This is a genomic window from Roseateles sp. SL47, from assembly GCF_026625885.1.
In the GTDB taxonomy this organism is placed as follows: Bacteria; Pseudomonadota; Gammaproteobacteria; order Burkholderiales; family Burkholderiaceae_C; genus Roseateles.
Genome location: NZ_CP113068.1, coordinates 5644665 through 5663725 on the forward strand (window position 1 = coordinate 5644665; position 19061 = coordinate 5663725).

General features: G+C 65.4%; 17 protein-coding genes and 1 tRNA gene. 10 read left to right on the forward strand and 8 right to left on the reverse strand.

The features are described 5' to 3' along the window. The first annotated feature begins 163 nt into the window (after nucleotides 1-163). Nucleotides 164-1075 (forward strand): plasmid replication/partition related protein, encoded by a 912-nt coding sequence (locus OU995_RS24480; RefSeq protein ID WP_267832764.1) that lies wholly within the window; start codon nucleotides 164-166, stop codon nucleotides 1073-1075. Between the two features lie 94 nt (nucleotides 1076-1169). On the opposite strand, the gene OU995_RS24485 is transcribed toward OU995_RS24480, so the two are convergent. After that, entirely contained in the window at nucleotides 1170-1487 is a 318-nt protein-coding gene (locus OU995_RS24485; protein ID WP_267832765.1) for a DUF4212 domain-containing protein, read from the reverse strand. Between the two features lie 167 nt (nucleotides 1488-1654). On the opposite strand from OU995_RS24485, the gene prfB reads away from it, so the two are divergent. The 3 genes from prfB to OU995_RS24500 all read left to right on the forward strand — a co-directional run bounded on the left by prfB (nucleotide 1655) and on the right by OU995_RS24500 (nucleotide 6717). Then, a protein-coding gene (prfB, locus tag OU995_RS24490) for a peptide chain release factor 2 (RefSeq protein ID WP_116001871.1) occupies nucleotides 1655-2759 on the forward strand; the annotation gives its coding sequence in 2 pieces (ribosomal slippage) (nucleotides 1655-1735 and nucleotides 1737-2759; 1104 coding nt in all). A gap of 57 nt (nucleotides 2760-2816) precedes the next feature. After that, nucleotides 2817-5636, forward strand: coding sequence for an aminopeptidase N (gene pepN / locus OU995_RS24495; protein WP_267832766.1), 2820 nt, complete (start codon nucleotides 2817-2819; stop codon nucleotides 5634-5636). Nucleotides 5637-5700: 64 nt separating this feature from the next. Beyond that, a complete protein-coding gene (locus OU995_RS24500; RefSeq protein WP_267832767.1) occupies nucleotides 5701-6717 on the forward strand; it encodes a class 1 fructose-bisphosphatase in 1017 nt (338 codons plus the stop codon). 449 nt (nucleotides 6718-7166) lie between these two features. On the opposite strand, the gene OU995_RS24505 is transcribed toward OU995_RS24500, so the two are convergent. Continuing rightward, nucleotides 7167-7242, reverse strand: a tRNA-Thr gene (locus tag OU995_RS24505). A 258-nt stretch (nucleotides 7243-7500) separates the two neighbouring features. Between OU995_RS24505 and OU995_RS24510 the strand changes: the two genes are divergently transcribed. Then, nucleotides 7501-7932 carry a DUF4826 family protein gene (locus OU995_RS24510; RefSeq protein WP_267832768.1) on the forward strand — a complete coding sequence of 144 codons (432 nt, stop codon included), beginning with the start codon at nucleotides 7501-7503 and terminating at the stop codon, nucleotides 7930-7932. 24 nt (nucleotides 7933-7956) lie between these two features. Here the strand turns inward: OU995_RS24510 and OU995_RS24515 are convergent, their stop codons facing one another. After that, nucleotides 7957-9063, reverse strand: a complete 1107-nt coding sequence (locus tag OU995_RS24515) for an alkene reductase (RefSeq protein ID WP_267832769.1) — start codon at nucleotides 9061-9063, stop codon at nucleotides 7957-7959. Between the two features lie 28 nt (nucleotides 9064-9091). Continuing rightward, nucleotides 9092-9763 carry an SDR family oxidoreductase gene (locus tag OU995_RS24520; RefSeq protein WP_267832770.1) on the reverse strand — a complete coding sequence of 224 codons (672 nt, stop codon included), beginning with the start codon at nucleotides 9761-9763 and terminating at the stop codon, nucleotides 9092-9094. A 149-nt stretch (nucleotides 9764-9912) separates the two neighbouring features. Between OU995_RS24520 and OU995_RS24525 the strand changes: the two genes are divergently transcribed. Then, complete coding sequence (locus OU995_RS24525) at nucleotides 9913-10815, forward strand: LysR family transcriptional regulator (protein ID WP_267832771.1); 903 nt, start codon at nucleotides 9913-9915, stop codon at nucleotides 10813-10815. Nucleotides 10816-10833: 18 nt separating this feature from the next. Here the strand turns inward: OU995_RS24525 and OU995_RS24530 are convergent, their stop codons facing one another. Then, entirely contained in the window at nucleotides 10834-11322 is a 489-nt protein-coding gene (locus OU995_RS24530) for a MarR family winged helix-turn-helix transcriptional regulator (RefSeq protein WP_267832772.1), read from the reverse strand. 303 nt (nucleotides 11323-11625) lie between these two features. Here OU995_RS24530 and OU995_RS24535 point away from each other — a divergent pair, with 303 nt between their 5' ends. Continuing rightward, nucleotides 11626-12351 (forward strand): siderophore-interacting protein, encoded by a 726-nt coding sequence (locus OU995_RS24535; protein WP_267836367.1) that lies wholly within the window; start codon nucleotides 11626-11628, stop codon nucleotides 12349-12351. A gap of 223 nt (nucleotides 12352-12574) precedes the next feature. Further along, entirely contained in the window at nucleotides 12575-13117 is a 543-nt protein-coding gene (locus OU995_RS24540; RefSeq protein ID WP_267832773.1) for a VanZ family protein, read from the forward strand. Between the two features lie 74 nt (nucleotides 13118-13191). Here the strand turns inward: OU995_RS24540 and OU995_RS24545 are convergent, their stop codons facing one another. Beyond that, nucleotides 13192-14016, reverse strand: a complete 825-nt coding sequence (locus tag OU995_RS24545; RefSeq protein ID WP_267832774.1) for a helix-turn-helix transcriptional regulator — start codon at nucleotides 14014-14016, stop codon at nucleotides 13192-13194. A 244-nt stretch (nucleotides 14017-14260) separates the two neighbouring features. On the opposite strand from OU995_RS24545, the gene egtB reads away from it, so the two are divergent. Together egtB and egtD are read left to right on the forward strand one after the other, a co-directional pair. Beyond that, complete coding sequence (gene egtB, locus OU995_RS24550) at nucleotides 14261-15550, forward strand: ergothioneine biosynthesis protein EgtB (protein ID WP_267832775.1); 1290 nt, start codon at nucleotides 14261-14263, stop codon at nucleotides 15548-15550. Next, on the forward strand, nucleotides 15547-16461 hold the full coding sequence (gene egtD, locus OU995_RS24555; protein WP_267832776.1) for an L-histidine N(alpha)-methyltransferase: 915 nt from the start codon (nucleotides 15547-15549) through the stop codon (nucleotides 16459-16461). Before egtB ends, egtD begins: the two co-directional genes overlap by 4 nt. A 37-nt stretch (nucleotides 16462-16498) precedes the next feature. Here egtD and OU995_RS24560 read toward each other — a convergent pair whose 3' ends face one another. Continuing rightward, nucleotides 16499-17260: an N-acyl amino acid synthase FeeM domain-containing protein gene (locus OU995_RS24560; protein WP_267832777.1), complete on the reverse strand. Its 762-nt coding sequence runs from the start codon at nucleotides 17258-17260 to the stop codon at nucleotides 16499-16501. Between the two features lie 401 nt (nucleotides 17261-17661). Further along, nucleotides 17662-19041: a lyase family protein gene (locus OU995_RS24565; RefSeq protein ID WP_267832778.1), complete on the reverse strand. Its 1380-nt coding sequence runs from the start codon at nucleotides 19039-19041 to the stop codon at nucleotides 17662-17664. Nucleotides 19042-19061: the final 20 nt, after the last annotated feature.

Below are 19061 nucleotides of genomic sequence, written 5' to 3' on the forward strand. Positions count from 1 at the left end.
CTGCAGATTAGACGCTCCAGCGACGAGCTGCCGGAGTCCGGTCTGCAAATTGGGCAGAATGCCGCCCCTTGATTCTGTTGCGGCAGCGGCTTGCGCGGCTGTCGCACATGTTCCTACATCGGTTCCTCGTTCGGTTCTCCGTTCGCCTCCTCGCTTCCCGCCCATGAACATCACAGTCCTAGAAGAGCTTCGCATCTACATCGACCCGCTGACCGAGGACGAATACGCCGCCCTGGAACGCAGCATCCTGGCCGAAGGCTGCCGCGACGCGCTGGTGCTGTGGGGCGACGTGCTGGTGGACGGCCACAACCGCTACAGCATCTGCAGCAAGCACGGGCTGCCTTTCCAGACGGTGCAGAACACCCGCTTCAAGACGATGGAGGATGTGCATCTGTGGATGATCGACCAGCATCTGGGCCGCCGCAGCGTGTCGGACTTCCAACGTGGGGTGCTGGCCCTGCGCAAGAAGGAGATTCTGGAAGCGCGCCGCCTGGCCGTGCTGGACAAGCCGGCCGAGGCCCTGGCCGCAGCCACCGACGCGCCCTGGGAGGGTGAAGGTGAACCTGCGGTCACCGCGGGTGCTGCGGCTGCCGCCGAGGCGGCCGTACCGGCAGCCCCGCCGCTCAAGAGCCGGGAAGCGATTGCCAAGGCAGCCCGCATCAGCGCCGCCACGGTGAGCCAGATCGAGAAGATCCAGAAGGCGGCCGCACCGGAACTGGTGGCTGCGGTGAAGGCGGGCGAGGTGTCGATCAGCGCCGCTGCGGTGATTGCCGAACTGACCGCCGAGGAGCAGGCCGCCGCCGCTGCCGGTGGCAAGAAGGAATTGCGCCAGGCTGCCAAGCGTGTGCGCGAGGCCAAAAGCGGCAAGAAGTCGACCGGCGACGCTGTGGCGGATGTGGCGGTGGAGGTGCTGGGCGTGCCCACCACCGAAGACGGTGAGCCGGAATCCGATCCGCGTGTGGCCCTGCTTCGCGCCCAGGTGAGCGCCCTTCAGGACGAAAACACCCAGCTGCGGGCCCAGGTGGCCGACCTGCAAGCGCAGTTGGCGGCGGCTCGCCACGGGGCGACCGGCTGACGGCTCGTCACGAGCGCGCCCTTGGGGACCCAGAGGCCGGCCGTGGCGTTCCCTGGCGCGGCCCCTCGCGAAGCCCGTCGGAATTCGGAGCCCGTCAGAATTCGGAGGGCGTTGGCTCCGCAGGGGCATTGGCCACCGCGGCCTCGTGGCGATTCATCGTCCGCGCGTAGATCCAGACGATCAGGCAATACACCAGCAGCGCGCCCTGGGCACCCACCCAGAAGCTGAACGGCCAGCCAAAAAAGTCGAAGCTCAGATCCCGCGCAAACCAGGCCACACCGAAGGTCACCCCGCCCCAGACGAGCAGCAGCAACAGGGTCAGCAGGCCCACCACACGGGCGGACGCCCGGCGTGGGCGCAGGGCGCCCGGGTCACGGTCGCCGCGTTGGGGGACAGGTCGGGTCGGGTCCATCCCGACATCTTAGGGAGGCTGGCCGTGGCAGCATGAGAAAATACCCGGCTTCACCCGTTGCCCCGGGGGCGAATCTGCCCCTGGTCAGCCCCGGGCCGCTGTGACGCGGCGCGGGTTGCAGGCGGCGGGCCAGTGGTTTGGGGCATGTCCCCGCAGATCCAGACATCATGGACATCGAACACATCAATGCAATCGGCAACACCCTGACCGATCTGCAAGCGCGTACCGACGCGCTAAGGGGGTATCTTTGACTACGACCGCAAAGCGCTGCGGTTGAATGAAGTCAATGCCGCGTTGGAGAACCCCAACGTCTGGAATGAGCCCAAGCGCGCCCAGGAACTGGGCAAGGAAAAGCGCACCCTGGAGCAGGTGGTCGAAACCATCAACCATCTGACGACCAACCTGGCGGACAACCTCGAACTTTTCGAGATGTCCAAGGAAGAAAACGACATCACCGGTCTGGAAACCATCCAGGCCGATGCGGCCCGCCTGGCCGAAAGTGTCGAGGAACTGGAATTCCGCCGGATGTTCAACAACCCGGCCGACCCCAGCAACTGCTTCATCGACATCCAGGCCGGTGCCGGTGGTACCGAGGCCTGCGACTGGGCCGGCATGCTGCTGCGCCAATACCTGAAGTACTGCGAACGCAAGGGCTTCAAGGCGGAAGTGGAAGAAGAAACCCCGGACGAAGTGGCCGGCATCAAGAGCGCCACCATCAAGGTGGAAGGCGAATATGCCTTTGGCCTGCTGCGCACGGAATCCGGCGTGCATCGCCTGGTGCGCAAGAGCCCGTTCGACTCCTCCGGAGGCCGACACACCAGTTTTGCCTCCCTGTTCGTCTACCCGGAAATCGATGACTCGATCGAGATCGACATCAACCCGGCCGACGTGCGGGTGGACACCTATCGCGCCAGCGGTGCGGGTGGCCAGCACATCAACAAGACCGACTCCGCCGTCCGCCTGACCCACCTCCCGACCGGCATCGTGGTGCAGTGCCAGGACAGCCGCAGCCAGCACAGCAACCGTGACGTGGCCTGGCGCCGCCTGCGGTCGCGACTGTACGACCATGAAATGAAGAAGCGCATGGCCGAACAGCAAAAGCTGGAAGACAGCAAGACCGATGTGGGCTGGGGCCATCAGATCCGCAGCTATGTGCTGGACCAGAGCCGCATCAAGGACCTGCGTACCAACGTCGAAATCTCCAACACCCAGAAGGTGCTGGACGGCGACCTGGATGCATTCATCACCGCCTCGCTCAAGCAGGGCGTCTAAGCCCTCAAGAGACTTTGCAGGGTGCCTCGGCACCCGTTTTAATGAAGGATGCCCGCCATGCGTGAAGGCACTGTCACCCTGATCCGCCGCGAAGACTACGTGGCGCCCATCTTCTGGATCCGCACCGTCGACCTGACCTTCGACCTGGACCCGGCCAAGACGCTGGTGACCAGCAAAATGCAACTGGAGCGCAATGCCGCCGTGCCGCACGGCCCGCTGCGCCTGCACGGCGAGGAGCTCAACCTGCTCCGCGTGCTGATCAACGGTGAGAGCGTGTCCTTCCGCCAGGAAGGCCATGAACTGGTGATCGACAACGTGCCGGACGCGGACTTCACGCTGGAAATCCGCAACACCTGCTGCCCGGACAAGAACACCGCCCTCTCCGGCCTCTACACCTCCGGGGGCGGCTTCTTCACCCAGTGCGAGGCCGAGGGCTTCCGCCGCATCACCTACTTCCTGGACCGGCCCGACGTGATGGCGGTCTACACCGTGACGCTGCGGGCGGACAAGGCGCGCTTCCCGGTGCTGCTGTCCAACGGCAATCTGGTGGAAACCGCCGACCTGGACAATGGCCGCCACCTGGCCAAGTGGCACGACCCGTTCCCCAAGCCCAGCTACCTGTTCGCCCTGGTGGCCGCCGACCTGGTGGCCCGCGAGCAGCGCATCCGCACCCGTGCTGGCAAGGACCACCTGCTGCAGGTGTATGTGCGCCGCGGCGACCTGGAGAAGACCGAACATGCGATGAACTCGCTGATCGCTTCGGTGGTGTGGGACGAAGCCCGCTTCCAGCTGCCGCTGGACCTGGAGCGCTTCATGGTGGTCGGTGTGTCCGACTTCAACATGGGCGCCATGGAGAACAAGGGCCTGAACATCTTCAACACCTCGGCCCTGCTGGCGTCTCCCGCCACCGCAACCGATGCGGACTTCCAGCGCATCGAATCGATCGTGGCCCATGAGTACTTCCACAACTGGACCGGCAACCGCGTCACCTGCCGCGACTGGTTCCAGCTGTCGCTCAAGGAAGGCCTGACCGTCTTCCGCGACCAGGAATTCAGCATGGACATGGCCGCCACGCCCAGCGCGCGCGCGGTCTGCCGCATCCAGGACGTGCGGGCGCTGCGCTCCATGCAGTTCCCGGAAGATGCCGGTGCCATGGCCCACCCGGTGCGTCCGGACGTCTACGCCGAGATCAACAACTTCTACACGCCCACCGTCTACGAAAAGGGCTCGGAAGTGGTGCGCATGTACCAGACGCTGGTGGGCCGTGACGGCTTCGGCAAGGGCATGGCGCTGTACTTCGAGCGCCATGACGGCCAGGCTGTGACCTGCGACGACTTCGCCCAGGCGATTGCTGACGCCAACCCCGGCTCCGCCCTCTCCCCCCGCCTGGACGCCTTCAAGCGCTGGTACTCCCAGGCTGGCACGCCGCGTCTGCAAGCCCGTGGCCAGTACAACGCCGAAGCTCGCACCTACACGCTGTCGCTGCAGCAGGTGAACCCGCCCAGCCCCGGCCAGGCCGACAAGCTGCCGCAGGTGATCCCGGTGGCGCTGGGCCTGCTCAGCCGTGACGGCAGCGCCCTGCCCCTGCAACTGCAAGGCGAATCCGCTGCCGTCGGCACCGACCGTGTGCTGGTGCTGGACACCGCCGAGCAGGACTTCGTCTTCATCCACGTCGACACGGCCCCGGTGCCGTCGCTGCTGCGCGGCTTCTCCGCGCCGGTGGTGCTGGACGACGGCCTGGGGGACGACGAACTGCTGGTGCTGCTCAAGCACGACAGCGATGCCTTCAACCGCTGGGAAGCCAGCCAACGCCTGGCGCTGGCCCGTCTGCTGACGGCCGTGCGCACTGGCCAGCCGCTGCGCCTGGACGATGCCTACCTGGACGCCATGCGCGCCGTGCTGCGCCATCCGGACCTGGACCCTCCCTTCAAGGCCCTGGCCCTGCAACTGCCGGACGAGGCCTACATCGCTGAACAGCTCACCGTGGTGGACCCGCAAGCCATCCACGCGGCCGTCATGCAGGCGCAGGAGCAACTGGCCTCGGCACTGCAGGCCGACTGGGCCTGGGCGTTTGAAGTCCATCAGGTGGCCGGTGGTTATCAGCCGGATCCGGTGCAAAGCGGCAAGCGCGCGCTGACCAATCTGGCGCTGGCCATGCTGGTGCTGCAGGCCACCCGCAGCGGTGACGGCGTGTGGCCGGGTCGCGCCTATCAGCGCTTCAAGGACGCCACCAACATGACCGACCGCATGGGCGCGTTGTCAGCCCTGGTCCAGGCGCATGCCGCGCTGGCCGAGCCGGCCCTGGAGCGCTTCCATGCCCTGTTCAAGGGCGAGGCGCTGGTCATCGACAAGTGGTTTGCCCTGCAAGGCCGTGCTGCGGAGCAGGACGGCAAGACCTTTGCGAGGGTCAAGCAACTGCTCAAGCATCCGGACTTCACGCTGAAGAACCCGAACCGGGCCCGCAGCCTGATCTTCTCGCTGTGCATGTTCAACCCGGCGGCCTTCCACCGCAGCGATGCAGCCGGTTATGTGTTCTGGGCCGAGCAGGTGCTGGCGCTGGATGCGATCAACCCGCAGGTGGCCGGCCGACTGGCCCGTGTGATGGACCGCTGGACCACGCTGGCAACGCCCTACCGCAGCGCGGCCCGTGAGGCGATTGCCCGTGTGGCCGCCAAGGCGGAGCTGTCCAACGACGTGCGCGAGATCATCGACCGCCAACTGGCCACGGACCCCGCCTCCGCCGCTGCAGCGCCCACACCGGCCCCCGTGGCCGTGGCTGCTGCTGAGCCGGTGGCCCGCGCGCATCCGGCCACCGACGTACCGACCGCCGCTGTCATCGACGTGACGGCCAGCGATCCGTCGGCGGTCCAGGGCTGACGGCCGCCGTTGGCTGCCCCCGCTTCGGCGGGGGCCACAGATTTGCAACCATCCGGAGAAGTTCATGAGTAGTTCTCGCGTCAGCCTGACCCAATACCTGGTCGAGCAGCAGCGGCTGCATGGTCACATTCCGTCGCAGCTGCGGCTCCTGATCGAGGTGGTGGCACGCGCCTGCAAGCGCATTGCCATCAGCGTGAACAAGGGCGCACTGGGTGACGTGCTGGGCACGGCCGGATCGGAAAACGTGCAGGGCGAGGTCCAGAAGAAGCTGGACATCATTGCCAATGAAGTGCTGATCGAGGCCAACGAGTGGGGCGGCCATCTGGCGGCCATGGCGTCGGAAGAAATGGAAGGCATCTATGTGGTGCCCAACCGTTTCCCGCAAGGCGAATACCTGCTGATGTTCGACCCGCTGGACGGCTCCAGCAACATCGACGTCAACGTCTCCATTGGCACCATCTTCTCGGTGCTGAAGAAGCCCGAGGGCAGCCTGGGTGTGAGCGAAGAGGACTTCCACCAGCCGGGCACCTCTCAGGTGGCCGCTGGTTACTGCGTGTATGGCCCGCAGACTACGCTGGTGCTGACGGTGGGCGATGGTGTGACCATGTTCACCCTGGACCGCGAGCAAGGCTCGTGGGTGCTGACGGCCGACGACGTGCGCGTGCCCGAAGACACCAAGGAATTTGCAATCAACATGTCCAACATGCGCCACTGGGACGAACCGGTGAAGCGCTACATCGACGAATGCCTGGCCGGTGAAGAAGGCCCGCGCGGCAAGAACTTCAACATGCGCTGGATTGCCTCGATGGTGGCGGATGTGCATCGCATCCTGACGCGCGGCGGCATCTTCATGTACCCGTGGGACAAGCGCGAGCCCAACAAGGCCGGCAAGCTGCGACTGATGTATGAGGCCAATCCGATGGCCTTCCTCATCGAACAGGCCGGTGGCGCGGCCACCAACGGGCATGAGCGCATCATGGGCCTGACACCCACCAAGCTGCATGAGCGCGTGGCGGTGGTGCTGGGGTCGAAGAATGAAGTGGAACGCGTGACGCGTTATCACCAGGAAGCCCGGAAGTAAGACGGCTCCAGAGAGACGGCCTCATTTTCCAAGGGGCAGCAGGGGCGGCATGGGTGTTCAAGACACCGATGCCGCCCTTGTTTATTGGCGGACGCGGACAGCGGCGGGGGGCACTGCGAGTGCCCGCGATGATTGCCTCAATGCGCACCGTGCAACACGGGAGTGTTTTGCACCAAGGGGCTGGGTGGCGGACAGGTGTTTGCCGAGCGGTTCGGACTGGCAGGCCTGCAACGGGCGGCTGTGGGCTGAGGCAAAAGAAAAGCCGCGCCAGTGGCCTGGGGCGGCTGATGTGCTTGCGTCAATGTGCTTGCGTCAATGTGACTGTGCCAGCTTGCTCGGGAGCATCAGGCCAGCATTTCGTCTGGGCCTTGCTTCGAGCCAGCGTGCCAAGCTCAGCGTCGTCAAGATCAGATGCATCAACAACGACGTCTGTGACGAACCTTGAATTCTGGTGCCGATGAAGAGAGTCGAACTCCCGACCTTCGCATTACGAATGCGCTGCTCTACCAACTGAGCTACATCGGCCTACCCGTGGGAGTGGTGTGCAGCCCTTGGGAAGACCGCGACTATAGCAGAGGTTTTGGTGCTGCTTCAAGATCTCCGCACGAAGTCACTCAACGGAGGGGGATCGCGGCCCTTGGCCTCCCCGTTGCGGTCCCGGAGCCCCGGCCCCCGAGCGCCCACATACGCCCCCCGAGCGCGCCCCAATACGCCCCTCAGCACCCCCGAAAGACCCCAAAACGCCCCACACCGACGTCGCCACGCCCCCGCTAGACTCCCACCATGACCGAAGACGACGACACCGAATTCGAAGCGGAGTGGCTCGCCGAGCGCCGGGCGGAAATCCTGGCCTATTTGACGGCCGAGGGCATCAACCACAGTTCGGTGGGCGATGAGCCCGCGTGGTGGGTGGCGCCCTATGTCAGCATCTGGGCAGTGGAGCACCAGGGCCACCCGGGCCAGGTGAGCGGGTGGGCCATCTGCGGAGACTTGCCCAGCGACTATGTATCGGCCCAGACCGCCAAAAGCCCGCGCGAGGCGATGAAGGCAATCGCCTCGCTCTGGGCAGACGCTGCTGCGCTCATGGCGCGCGGAGAGCGGCATCCCACCTTCATCATCGGCGACGGCAGCAATGATGCAGAGCTGGCGCCGATGTTGGCTTCACGGGCCGAGCTGCTGCAAGAGTGGGCGGACGATCCGGACATCTGGGACTGACACGCCACGCCTTCACGCAGGACTTCAACGCTCACCCCATGCGGGATAGTCGGTGTAGCCCCGCTCCGTGCCGCCAAACAGCAAGCCACCGTCGAACGGCGCCAACGGCAGGTCTTCCGCCAGACGACGCGGCAGGTCCGGATTGGCGACGAACGGGCGCCCAAAGGCCACCAGGTCCGCATACCCCTGCGCCAGCACCCACTGTGCGCGGGCCTTGTCGTAGTGGCCGGCCACGATGATCGGCCCCTGGAAGCGGGCGCGGATGTCGCGGCGAAAGGCTTCCGTGAACTCGGGAGCGTCATCCCAGTCCGCCTCCACCAGATGCAGGTAGGCAATGCCCAAGCCTTGCAGGTCGCTGGCGGCCTCTAGCAGGGTCGGCAGGATGTCCGGGCAGGCCATGCCCCGGGCCGTGAGGAAAGGCGCCAGACGAATGGCTGCGCGGTCCGGCCCCACCTCGTCCACCACCGCAGCCATCACCTCGCGCAGGAAGCGCAGGCGGTTCTCTCGGGAGCCACCGTACTCGTCGGTGCGCGTGTTGGAGGTGGTACGCAGGAACTGGTCGATCAAATAGCCGTTGGCACCGTGCACCTCCACGCCATCAAAGCCAGCAGCCATGGCATTGCGGGCCGCCCTGCGGAAATCCTGCACGATGGTGTGGATCTCGTCGCACGCCAGGGCGCGGGGTGTGGGGCAGGCGTGCATGCCGCCCTGGCCGGTGGCCGGGTCCACCATCCAGATCGAAGCTTCAAACGGTTCAGCAGACGGCGCCACCGGCAGCGCCCCGTCGTGAAACGCCGGGTGCGACATGCGCCCTACATGCCAAAGCTGCAGGAAGATCCGGCCGCCCGCTTCATGCACCGCCTGAGTGACCTGACGCCAGCCCTCCACCTGCTCCGGGCTGTAGATGCCCGGCGTGAATGAATAACCCTTGCCTTGCGGTGAGATCTGGGTGGCTTCGGTCACGATCAGGCCGGCACTGGCCCGCTGTGCGTAGTAGCGCGCATTCATCGCGTTGGGGATGTCGCCGGGCTGGGTGCTGCGCGAGCGTGTCATGGGCGCCATCACCACACGATGCGGCAACTGCCAGGGACCGACCTGAATCGGGGAGAACAAGGGATGCTGTTGAGACATAAATAATTCCTGAGGAGAGCCAGATCGCTCACTGGATGAGTGCACCGCCGTCGATGTCGATCACGGCGCCGGTCATGAATGGGTTGTCGATGGCCAGCAGATAGCCTTGGGCCAAGTCCGCCGGTTGTCCGAAGCGCCCCACGGGGAGGCTGCTGGCGGCGCGGTCCAGCATGGCGCTACGGGCACTGGGTTCCATGGACGCATAGGCTTCGGTTTCCGTCAGCCCAGGGCTCACCACATTAACGCGCAGCGGGGCCAGCTCTCGGGCCAGGATCTTGGCAACGGCTTCCAGGCCCGCGTTCATCGCCGTTTTGACAAAGCTGCCAGGGACCGTGCGCCGGGCCAGAAAGCCAGAGGTCAGGGTGAGGCTGCCACCGGGACGCAAGTGGCGGGCCGCCGATTGCGCCACGGCCAGGCTGCCCCAGAACTTGACGTCAAAAGCGGCCTTGGCGGCGTCCAGGCCCACATCCACCAGCTTGCCCCCAGGCGCCTGGGAGCCCGCAGTGACAACAACGTGGTCCACAGGCCCAAGGTCGGCGAAAAAGCGTTCCACCGCAGCGGGATCAGCGATGTCCAAGCCATCGCGTCGGCTCGCGACGACCACCCGCCCAGGGCGCTGCTGCAAAGCCTGCGCCACTGCACGGCCAATGCCGGTCTGGCCCCCGACCACCACAGACACCGTTTGATCTGAAAACGTCATGACTCCACTCCTGTAGACCGCCCTAAAGCCACCCGCTGCAGGGAGTGCTTCGAGAACATATGGAATGGACTCTAGATATTCCGGATTGATTTGATAATCCAGCCATCAGACAAAACATATTTCGGTAAATCCGAAATATGCATCCACCGATGCTGGACGCTCTCAAGCTCTTCCTCACCATCATTGAAAAAGGCGGGCTCTCCGCTGCGGGCCGGGAACTGGGGTTGTCGCCGGCCTCGGTGTCCGAACGGCTCGCCGCCCTGGAGGCCCATTACGGCGTTGCTTTGCTCACCCGCACCACACGCTCCCTCCGTCTCACCGAAGAAGGCCGCACCCTGGCAGAAGGCGCTCGCCGCTTGCTGGCGGAATCGGAGGAACTGGAAAGCCGTGTGCGTCTCGGTGCGGAGAAGCTGTCCGGCCCGGTGCGTCTGAGTGCGCCGGTGGACCTGGGTCAGAGCCGCCTGGTGCCCTTGCTGGATCGCTTCATGGAGCAGCATCCGGACGTTTCCATCGACCTGGACCTCACCGATGGGTTTGTGGATCTGGTCAGCCAGGGCATGGACTTCGCCGTGCGTTACGGCAGCCTGGCGGACAGCAGCCTCAAGGCGAAGCTCATCGGTGAGAACCGCCGGGTGGTGTGTGCGGCCCCGAGCTATTTGCAGCGGCGCGGCCGTCCCTCACATCCGGATGATCTGGTTCATCACGACTGCCTCATCATGCGTTTCGGATTAAACAGCGACCGGGTTTGGAACTTCCGGATCCATGGGCAGCCGCACAGCGTCACGGTGAAGGGTCGGCGCACGGCCAACAACGGGGAACTGGTGCGGCGCTGGTGTCTGCAGGGCCATGGCCTGTGCCGCAAGTCGGTGTGGGACGTGCAGGCCGATCTGGATGCCGGGCGTCTGGTGGAACTGCTGCCGGAATTCAACGCGGACCGGTCGGCCCTGCAGATCGTATATGCGCCCACGCGGGTGCAACCACGGCGGGTGCGCAGCCTGATCGAGCTGATCGCAGCGGAGCTGGCTCAGCCGACCACCAGGCGCGACGAGTGAGCCTGTCGGGGCGGGTGATCAGTCCTCGCGCTCCAGATTGGCCTTGACCTTCAACAGCAGCGCCATCAGCTGCTGCTGCTCTTCCTTGCTCAAGCCCTCAACGGCCTGAACCGACAGATGGCTGGACGCCTGCCGGAGTTCGCGGTGCACGGCCAGTCCGGCCTCACTCAGATGCAGGCGCACCTGGCGCCGGTCCAGCTCATCCGCTTCCGCCGTAAGCAGCCCCTGCTCCCGCAAGCCCTTGATGAGACGCGCCAGTTGCGCCTTGTCCCGCCCGCTCTGTTGGGCCAGGTCGCTCTGCGTGGCACCGGGATGCCGATGGAAGAACCCCAGCACCTTGCCGTCCATGTGGGTGATGTCGTGCGGGCCGTCCTTGAGCACGCGGTACTGCAGGGCACGGTATTGATGCATCACCGTGTGGATCAGCTCCAGCACGTCGTCGTCCCGGCCCTTGGAACGGTCTGCGGACTTGCCCATGCCCCTACCGGCGGTGGTGTTGGTTGACATTATCAATTGAATTCGGAATGATTGGTGACATTGTCAACCAATAAACCCACCCTCGCAATGAGCTCCAACGAATCTCCAGCGGGCACCACCGCAGCCCCTTTCACAGTCACGCCGACCCACGCCACATCATCCACCGCAGCACCGGCCAGCGCCAGACAGTCCACCGCCGCGCTGACCAACGAAACACAGTCCACCCCATTAGGCGCAGCAGGCGACACCTTCCCGGCTCACCCGGCATCCGCCCCATCGTCCAGCCAATCGCACGCCCCAGCATCCGCACCGCCGTCCGCACCGCCTTCCGACCTGCCAACCCCCAGCCGCGTGCGTCGTGTCCGTCACGAACTCAAGCGGCGGGAGTTGACGGTGGAGACCGTGGAATCGCCCACCCCCAACATGCGCCGCGTGACCCTGACCGGGGACGCCTTGGAGGACTTCGTCAGCGCGTCCTTCGACGACCACATCAAGCTGTTCTTCCCCACCGACAGCGACACACCGGCCATGCGCGACTACACCCCACGCGCGTACAGCAATGCCGAGCGCCGACTGGTGATCGAGTTCGCCCAGCACGGCGACGGCCCCGCAGCCAGTTGGTCCGCTGCGGCCAAGCCGGGCGAAACGCTCACCGTGGGCGGCCCGCGGGGCTCTTTCATCATCCCCACCGATTACGACTGGCACCTGCTGGCCGGTGATGAAACCGCGCTGCCTGCCATCGCCCGTCGGCTGGAAGAGCTGCCGGCAGACACCCGTGCCATCGTGCTGTTGAACGTGGCCAGCGCCGACCGCCGGGAGCTGCCCAGCCGGGCAGCTGTAGACCTGTGCTGGGTGGACGATGACGCCGCTTTGCTGGACGCCGCACGCGCCCTGACACTGCCGGCCGGTGAGGGATATGCCTGGTGCGCGGGCGAAGCCAACACCATGGCCGCCCTGCGCAAGATTCTGGTGGATGACAAGGGCCATGACCGGCATGCCATCCGCGCCGCTGCGTACTGGAAGCGAGGCGCGGCCAATCATCACGAGAATCTGGAATAGGCCTCCACGACCACCACTGACCCCGTCAGTGCCCTCATCCCCCACCCACTTGCAAGCCTCACGTTTGGATGCCTCGACGCGCCCACGCCCATGGCACACTGCGGACCGCCCGCAGACACTCCGCCCCACGGCATCGTCTGTTGGTGGACAGGCTGGCTGCGGTGGTCGGCTGAAAGGTGCTGAGGAGAAACGGTTGCACTCGGGCAAATCTGAGAGGGTGGAAATGCAGTCGGCAGCGCAGTCGGAAGTACAGTCGGAAGTGCAGTCGGACAAGCCGGGCAACAGCACGCTGAACCAGCAGCCTCAGAGGCAGGCAGAGAAGCCCTCCTCTCAGCGGTCGAGCCAATGCGCCGGGCGCGTCTCCGCCCTGGTGATGGATGTGCTTCACGGCGCCACCTGGCGCCCAGCCTGGCGCCTGTTGACCGCAGTGGCATTGCTCAGCATCAGCTGGTTAGCCTTCACCCCCAACCCACCGCCCGCCGCCGATCTGGGCTGGGACAAGGCCAACCACTTCGCTGCTTTCGGCACCCTGGCCTTTCTCGGCATGCAATGCCTGCGGGCTCGCGCCAGCCGCCCCGGGTGGGTGCTGGCCGCGCTGCTGGCGTTTGGGGTGCTGATCGAGCTCGTGCAGTCCCAGGTCCCCGGCCGGGATGCCGATGCGCAGGACGTGCTCGCCGACATGATCGGCGCGGTCATAGGCTTGCTTGTACACGCCGCCTTCGCCTGGCTGATCGTGCGGCTGATCACCCGAAGATCAGCCGGTTAACGAGCCCACGAACGGCCTGGCAACGTCCCCGGGGGCGATCTGAGCTGGGCTCATCCAGCCCCCACGCCTCGCCTCTATCCTTCGCTGGCCCAGCTTTCACTGAGATCCCGGCGGGCCATCGCAATCGCCACGGCCTGTGCCCGGTTGCTGGCGCCCAGCTTGCGCAGAATCTTGCGCACATGATTCTTCACGGTGAACATGCTGATGCCCAGCTGCACCGCGATCCCCTCATTGCTGAGCCCCGCCCGCAAGCCTTCCACGATCTGCTGCTCCCGTGGCGTCACCAGGGCGCCGCTGCGGGCCGTCACGGCCTGACCCCGTGGGCCCCCGCCGCGAGAACGCCGCCAGGCGCCATGCAGGGTGGGCGTGAGCAACTCAAACTGCTGCACCTGCTCGGTGCTCCAGCCTTCGCCCGCCAGCAGGAACAGGCTGTCCGGCCGATCTCCCTCGGCCCCCACCCCATGCACCAAAACCGTCCGCAGGCCCACATCCAGCAGCGGGAAGAACAGGCCGGATTCATCGGTACCCACCACGAGCGCGCGCCGACCCGGGGCCCAACGGCGCATCAGATGCAGCCACAAGCCATGTTCCGGGCTTTCCATCTGCGCTTGCAAGGTCGGGGGCACGGCCTTCAGATTGAACATCTGCGCAGACAAACGCCCCCCAGGCGGGCTGGCGCTGAGGCACACCAGCAGCTGATGCGGCAGCAACGGCTGCAGCCGACTCTGGCTCCACACAAAGAACTGGGCCGGTGTGCTGGGTTGACGCGCGCTCCAGAGGGACTCCAGCAGACGCTCGACCAGCAGACGGTCCTGCAGCCACTCCGGCGGCATGGCCTCGGACCGATCGTTGGAGGAGCGCTCCGGGGAGATTTCAGCAGACAGCGGAATCAGCGACATGGTGCATGCATGAGCCGTGGTCGGCGCAGCCTGCCTACGCTGAATGACGTGGCGATGAAGCCGCAATGAAACCCCAGCCCGCCGCCGCCCGCCGCAGCGGGAACTTCACTTGCCCATCCTGACACCTAATGGCAGCTTGGCCTGTCAACTGGCCTTCCGAGAGTGGCTCTCGGCAGGCGATTTGCAGCCAAATCAGCTACCGTAGAGAAGCGGCCCGCCCCCACGGACCGCAGGAGTTGCTCGCATGTCGGTTCCCCATACGCCGCTGGCTCAGCGCCATGAACTTGCTCGTCGCTTCGATGCCGTGCGCCGCCACACGCTGGCCCTCGTGGAGACCTTGTCCCCAGAGGATCAGGCCGCCCAGTCCATGCCGGACGCGAGCCCCGCCAAATGGCATCAGGCCCACACCAGCTGGTTCTTCGAAGCCCTGCTGCTCCGCCCGCACCTGCCGGGTTATCAGCCCCTGGACGAGCGCTACCATTACCTCTTCAACTCGTATTACGAAGGCCTCGGGCCCCGGCATCCCCGCCCGCAGCGCGGCCTGTTGACCCGCCCCTCGCTGGCCCAGGTGCGCGACTACCGTCTGCATGTGGAACGCCACATGCACCAGTTGATGAACAGTTGCAGCGACACACTGTGGCCAGATGTAGCCCGTACGCTGGAGCTGGGACTGCAGCATGAGCAGCAGCACCAGGAGCTGATCCTGACGGATGCGCTGCATCTGCTGTCCTGCCATCCCTGGCGGCCGGCGCTGCTGGCTCATCCGCCCAGCCACCGCACCAGCCTGCCAATGCAATGGTGCCGCCATGACGGCGGGTTGGTGGAGATCGGCCATGCGGGCGAGGGCTTCGCCTTCGACAACGAAGGCCCGCGCCATCGGCAATGGCTGGAACCCTTCGAGATCGGCGACCGCCTGGTGAATTGCGGTGAATACCTGCGGTTCATCAACGACGGCGGCTACCGCGACCCCCGCTGGTGGTTGTCCGAAGCTTGGGCCACGGTGCAGGCGCAGCAATGGCAGGCGCCGATGTACTGGCTGAAGGACGAGCACGGCGACGACATCAGCGGCAGCAAGGGATGGTCGGTCTTCGGCCTTCAAGGCGTCAAGCCGATGGCCCCCGCCGAGCCGGTGATGCATCTGAGCTTCTATGAGGCGGCGGCGTATGCGGAATGGGCCGGCGCCCGCCTGCCGTCTGAAGCCGAATGGGAGGCCGCCATCGGCCTGCCCGGCATGCAGCAGCTGTGGGACCACGCCTGGCAGTGGACCCGCTCCGCCTATCACCCCTACCCCGGCTTCCGTCCGCTGGAAGGGGTAGCCTCCGAATACAACGGCAAATTCATGGTGGGCCAGCTGGTGTTGCGAGGCGGCAGCCTGGCCACGCCGCCGGGCCATACCCGGCCCACCTACCGCAACTTCTTCCCCCCGGGCGCACGGTGGCAGTTCAGCGGCCTGCGCCTGGCCCGCGATGCCGGCAGCAGCTCGGGCCACGCACCACTTCCCTCCCCACAACGACGCCCGGAGACAGCCGCATGAGCAGTTTCGCTGACGACCTCCACGCCGCGCTGGCGGGGCCCGATCGCGCCATCTCCCCCAAGTACTTTTACGACACCAAGGGCTCCGCCCTCTTCGAGCAGATTTGCGAGCTGCCCGAGTACTACCCCACCCGCACCGAAGTCGGGCTGCTCAAGCGCCATGCGGCGGAGATCGCCGCCCGCATGGGGCCGCAGGCCCAATTGATCGAATACGGTGCCGGTGCGTTGATCAAGGTGCGTCTGCTGCTGGCGCATCTGCCCACCTGCCACAGCTTTGTGCCGGTGGACATCTCCGGCCCCCACCTGCTGGCGGCCTGCGAGGCGCTTCAGCGCGACTTCCCGTCACTGTCCATCACCCCGGTGGTGGCGGATTTCACGCGCGACCATCAGATGCCCACGGCACCGTCCAACGGGCAGCGGATCGGTTTCTTCCCGGGGTCCAGCATCGGCAATTTCACGCCGGACGAAGCCCTGCGCTTTCTGAGGCTGCTGCGGGAGGAATTGGACGGTGGCGCGCTGCTGATCGGTGCTGACCTGATCAAGGACCCAGCCGTCCTGCACGCCGCCTACAACGACTCGAATGGCATCACCGCCCGCTTCAATCTCAACCTGCTGCACCATGCGCAGCGGGAGCTGGGGCTGGAATTCAATCCGCAGGGGTTTGATCACTACGCGTTTTACGAGCCCCGGCACCATCGCATCGAGATGCATCTGCTGCCGCGTGGTGTGCAGGAACTGCAGCTCCAGGGTCAACGCTACCGTCTGTCACCCGGCGAAAGCCTGCACACCGAAAACTCCCACAAATACAGTGTGGAAGGATTTCAGGCGGTGGCGCGGGAGGCCGGCTTCCAGCCGCAACAATGCTGGACGGACGAGCGCGGGTGGTTCAGCCTGCATTGGCTGGCCGCTTGAGTCGATCCGTCGTCCAGTCGATCCGTCGTTCAGTCGTTCAGTCGTTCAGACCGTAACCGTAGACATCGGCCAGCCGGCGCAGCAACTCCGGCTCGTCGCTCTTGCGGAAGAAATACGGAAACAGCGAGCGGCAGCGGCCGCCCTCATGCAAGGTGCCACCCAGCCGCTTGAGCTGCTGGATGCCGTCCTGCACCTTCAGGCTCATCAGCACGGCCGGCGCCCCCACGCCACGGTGAAGACGCGCGTCGCCGTGCACCTTGAATTCCAGCATGCGCTGGTAAAAGGCTTTGTGACGCGGGTTCACTTCAATCACCAGGTGATTGGCATTCCAGTGATGGAACGCATGCAGGTAGGCAAAGTGAAACAGGCTGGCTAGCACCAACTTGGACGGTGAATCCGGCTCCGCCGCGAGCCGGGTGAATTCACACAGCTGCAGGCCCTGGCGCCGCATGCGGCCCAGCTCATCCGAAAAACTCTGGTCCGCACCAAGAACACCCGCATCACGGCGGATGCCCAGGGTCGACACCAAACGGCCTTCCCAGTAGGCCCCCAGCGTGACATCCGCTGGCCGCGTGAGCTTGTAGCCCCGCGAGGCGTAACGCCGTTTCATCAGATCCAGACCCGCCGCATCATCCATCAGCGCGCGTATTTCCAAGCGCCCTGCTTCCGTATCCCGGAAATGCAGATGGACGGAATCAGAGCGAAGGAACGCGATTTGCCGAGAGATCGGCTGGAAGGCCTGCAATGGACTTGCAGGGGCATCCAGCTCGATGCTCAAACCAGGCGCTTCATCGCTCATTCCCAACTCCAGACTCATCGGTTATGGAGGCAAAGTCTAGGCGCCACCCAAAGTAATAGTTCCGGCCGCTACGATAGTTAACAATTGCGACGAAGGACTTACGCGCCTGTAGCCAGTGAAGGCTTCGGGTCAATCCCTCATTGACGAGCACCCCCGCGAATGAGGGAACTGCGTTACAGAGTGGCCACCAACCCTGAAAGTGGCGCCACGCCTCGCTTTGGGGCGTTCGTGCCTGAAAACGCCGCTGTGCAAAGCCTGCTGCAGAAATGAGCAGGCCTTCTGTTCGGTATCCGGAAATGTGAAAGTGGGCTGCCCAGCGATTGCAGAAAAGACCTGGCTTGTTACTGGGTCTTTCTCCGAGGTTCGAACTGGCGGAGCGTGATTTTTCGCTCAACCGACCGTCAGGTGAACGGGTGAGCGGCCAATTCCTCCAGGCGAACACCGGCTTGTGTCAAAGGCGCTTCGACGCGGCTGTCCGCCCAGGCTGCAATGGTCTGGACATCGAAGAGTCCCGAGAGCTCGGTGGTAGAAATTGCATGTTCGGGCAGCTCCCCCCGCTCCAGCGACTCACGCACCATCTGCATCAGTGAGCCCTGCCCCTGACGGACACGCCGGATCAGGTCCTGCACGATGGCATCCGTGCGTTGTCGGCCCAGGCGCGGCGTGAGCAGCAGTTCCAGCCGCTCGCTGGCGACCAGCCCCAGCTGCGCATCCACATTGGCCCGCATGTTGGCGGTGCGAACATCCGGCGCCGACAGCGCGCGGCGCAGCGCAATCAAAGCGCCGTGGGTGCCGCCCATCAAGCTGCTCCATTCGGCCAGTTCTGCCGGCCATTGGCCCAGCCCGCGCTCGTGAGCCTGGGACATGCATCCCAGCAGCGCCGCCACGCGGTGCGGTGCACGCTGGGTGGCCGCCAGCGCCTGCTGGGCCGCAATCGGGTTGTGCTTGTGGGGCAGCGCGATGCAGCTGCCGCGCCCATCGGTGGGCGCCTCCACGATCTCATCGACTTCCGGCTGCGCCAGCAGGGCCAGATCCTGGGCCAGCTTGCCCATGCTGCCGCACAGCACGCCCAACTCCGTGGCCAGGCGGATCCAGCGGTCGCGTTGGGTGTGCCAGCACATGTCCGAGACCGGCAGGCCGAGGTCTTCGGAAAGAAGGCGGCTGACCTTGTCCGCATCCACCCCCAGACTTTCCAGCGTGCCCACCGGCCCGCCCAGTTGAAGCCGAAGCGCCTCGCGCGCATGGGTGCGCAGCATTTCAGCACTGCGCACCAGCGGCATCAGCCAGTTCATGAACTTGTAGCGCAGGCTGATCACCTGCGCCGGTTGCATCAGCGTGCGGCCCAGCATCGGCACGGCCTCATGGCGACGGGCCAGGTCCAGCAGTTGCGCGCAGAGAGCCTGCAGGTCGTCGTCCATGATGCGCAGCGCCTCGCGGGTGCACAGCACCATTGCGGTGTCGACGATGTCCTGCGCGCAGGCATTGCGGTGCACATACACCGCCGCCGATGGGTCGAACAGCGCGACGGTCTCCCGCAGCCGCTGCACGGTCGGCATGGCCAAGCTGCCCGCAGCGGGTGCTGCGGCCAACAGGGAGGGCACGTCATACAACTCGGCACGGCACAGGCTGCTAATGGCCTGCGCGGCAGCCGGCGGCATCAACCCCGCCTTGCTCTGTGCGCGCACCAGCGCCGCCTCCACGTCCATCATCGACTGCACCACCGCCGCCGGTGAAAACACCGCCTCCATTGCGGGGGTAGATAAAAAGACCTCAAACAGCATTTCCAATGACCTCTTACGGG

What these genes read in the sequence shown, in the direction of transcription:
- OU995_RS24480 (WP_267832764.1), top strand. Translation starts at nt 164, where the DNA reads ATGAACATCACAGTCCTAGAAGAGCTTCGCATCTACATCGACCCGCTG.
- OU995_RS24485 (WP_267832765.1), bottom strand. Translation starts at nt 1,487, where the DNA reads ATGGACCCGACCCGACCTGTCCCCCAACGCGGCGACCGTGACCCGGGC.
- pepN (WP_267832766.1), top strand. Translation starts at nt 2,817, where the DNA reads ATGCGTGAAGGCACTGTCACCCTGATCCGCCGCGAAGACTACGTGGCG.
- OU995_RS24500 (WP_267832767.1), top strand. Translation starts at nt 5,701, where the DNA reads ATGAGTAGTTCTCGCGTCAGCCTGACCCAATACCTGGTCGAGCAGCAG.
- OU995_RS24510 (WP_267832768.1), top strand. Translation starts at nt 7,501, where the DNA reads ATGACCGAAGACGACGACACCGAATTCGAAGCGGAGTGGCTCGCCGAG.
- OU995_RS24515 (WP_267832769.1), bottom strand. Translation starts at nt 9,063, where the DNA reads ATGTCTCAACAGCATCCCTTGTTCTCCCCGATTCAGGTCGGTCCCTGG.
- OU995_RS24520 (WP_267832770.1), bottom strand. Translation starts at nt 9,763, where the DNA reads ATGACGTTTTCAGATCAAACGGTGTCTGTGGTGGTCGGGGGCCAGACC.
- OU995_RS24525 (WP_267832771.1), top strand. Translation starts at nt 9,913, where the DNA reads ATGCTGGACGCTCTCAAGCTCTTCCTCACCATCATTGAAAAAGGCGGG.
- OU995_RS24530 (WP_267832772.1), bottom strand. Translation starts at nt 11,322, where the DNA reads ATGTCAACCAACACCACCGCCGGTAGGGGCATGGGCAAGTCCGCAGAC.
- OU995_RS24540 (WP_267832773.1), top strand. Translation starts at nt 12,575, where the DNA reads ATGCAGTCGGCAGCGCAGTCGGAAGTACAGTCGGAAGTGCAGTCGGAC.
- OU995_RS24545 (WP_267832774.1), bottom strand. Translation starts at nt 14,016, where the DNA reads ATGTCGCTGATTCCGCTGTCTGCTGAAATCTCCCCGGAGCGCTCCTCC.
- egtB (WP_267832775.1), top strand. Translation starts at nt 14,261, where the DNA reads ATGTCGGTTCCCCATACGCCGCTGGCTCAGCGCCATGAACTTGCTCGT.
- egtD (WP_267832776.1), top strand. Translation starts at nt 15,547, where the DNA reads ATGAGCAGTTTCGCTGACGACCTCCACGCCGCGCTGGCGGGGCCCGAT.
- OU995_RS24560 (WP_267832777.1), bottom strand. Translation starts at nt 17,260, where the DNA reads ATGAGCGATGAAGCGCCTGGTTTGAGCATCGAGCTGGATGCCCCTGCA.
- OU995_RS24565 (WP_267832778.1), bottom strand. Translation starts at nt 19,041, where the DNA reads ATGCTGTTTGAGGTCTTTTTATCTACCCCCGCAATGGAGGCGGTGTTT.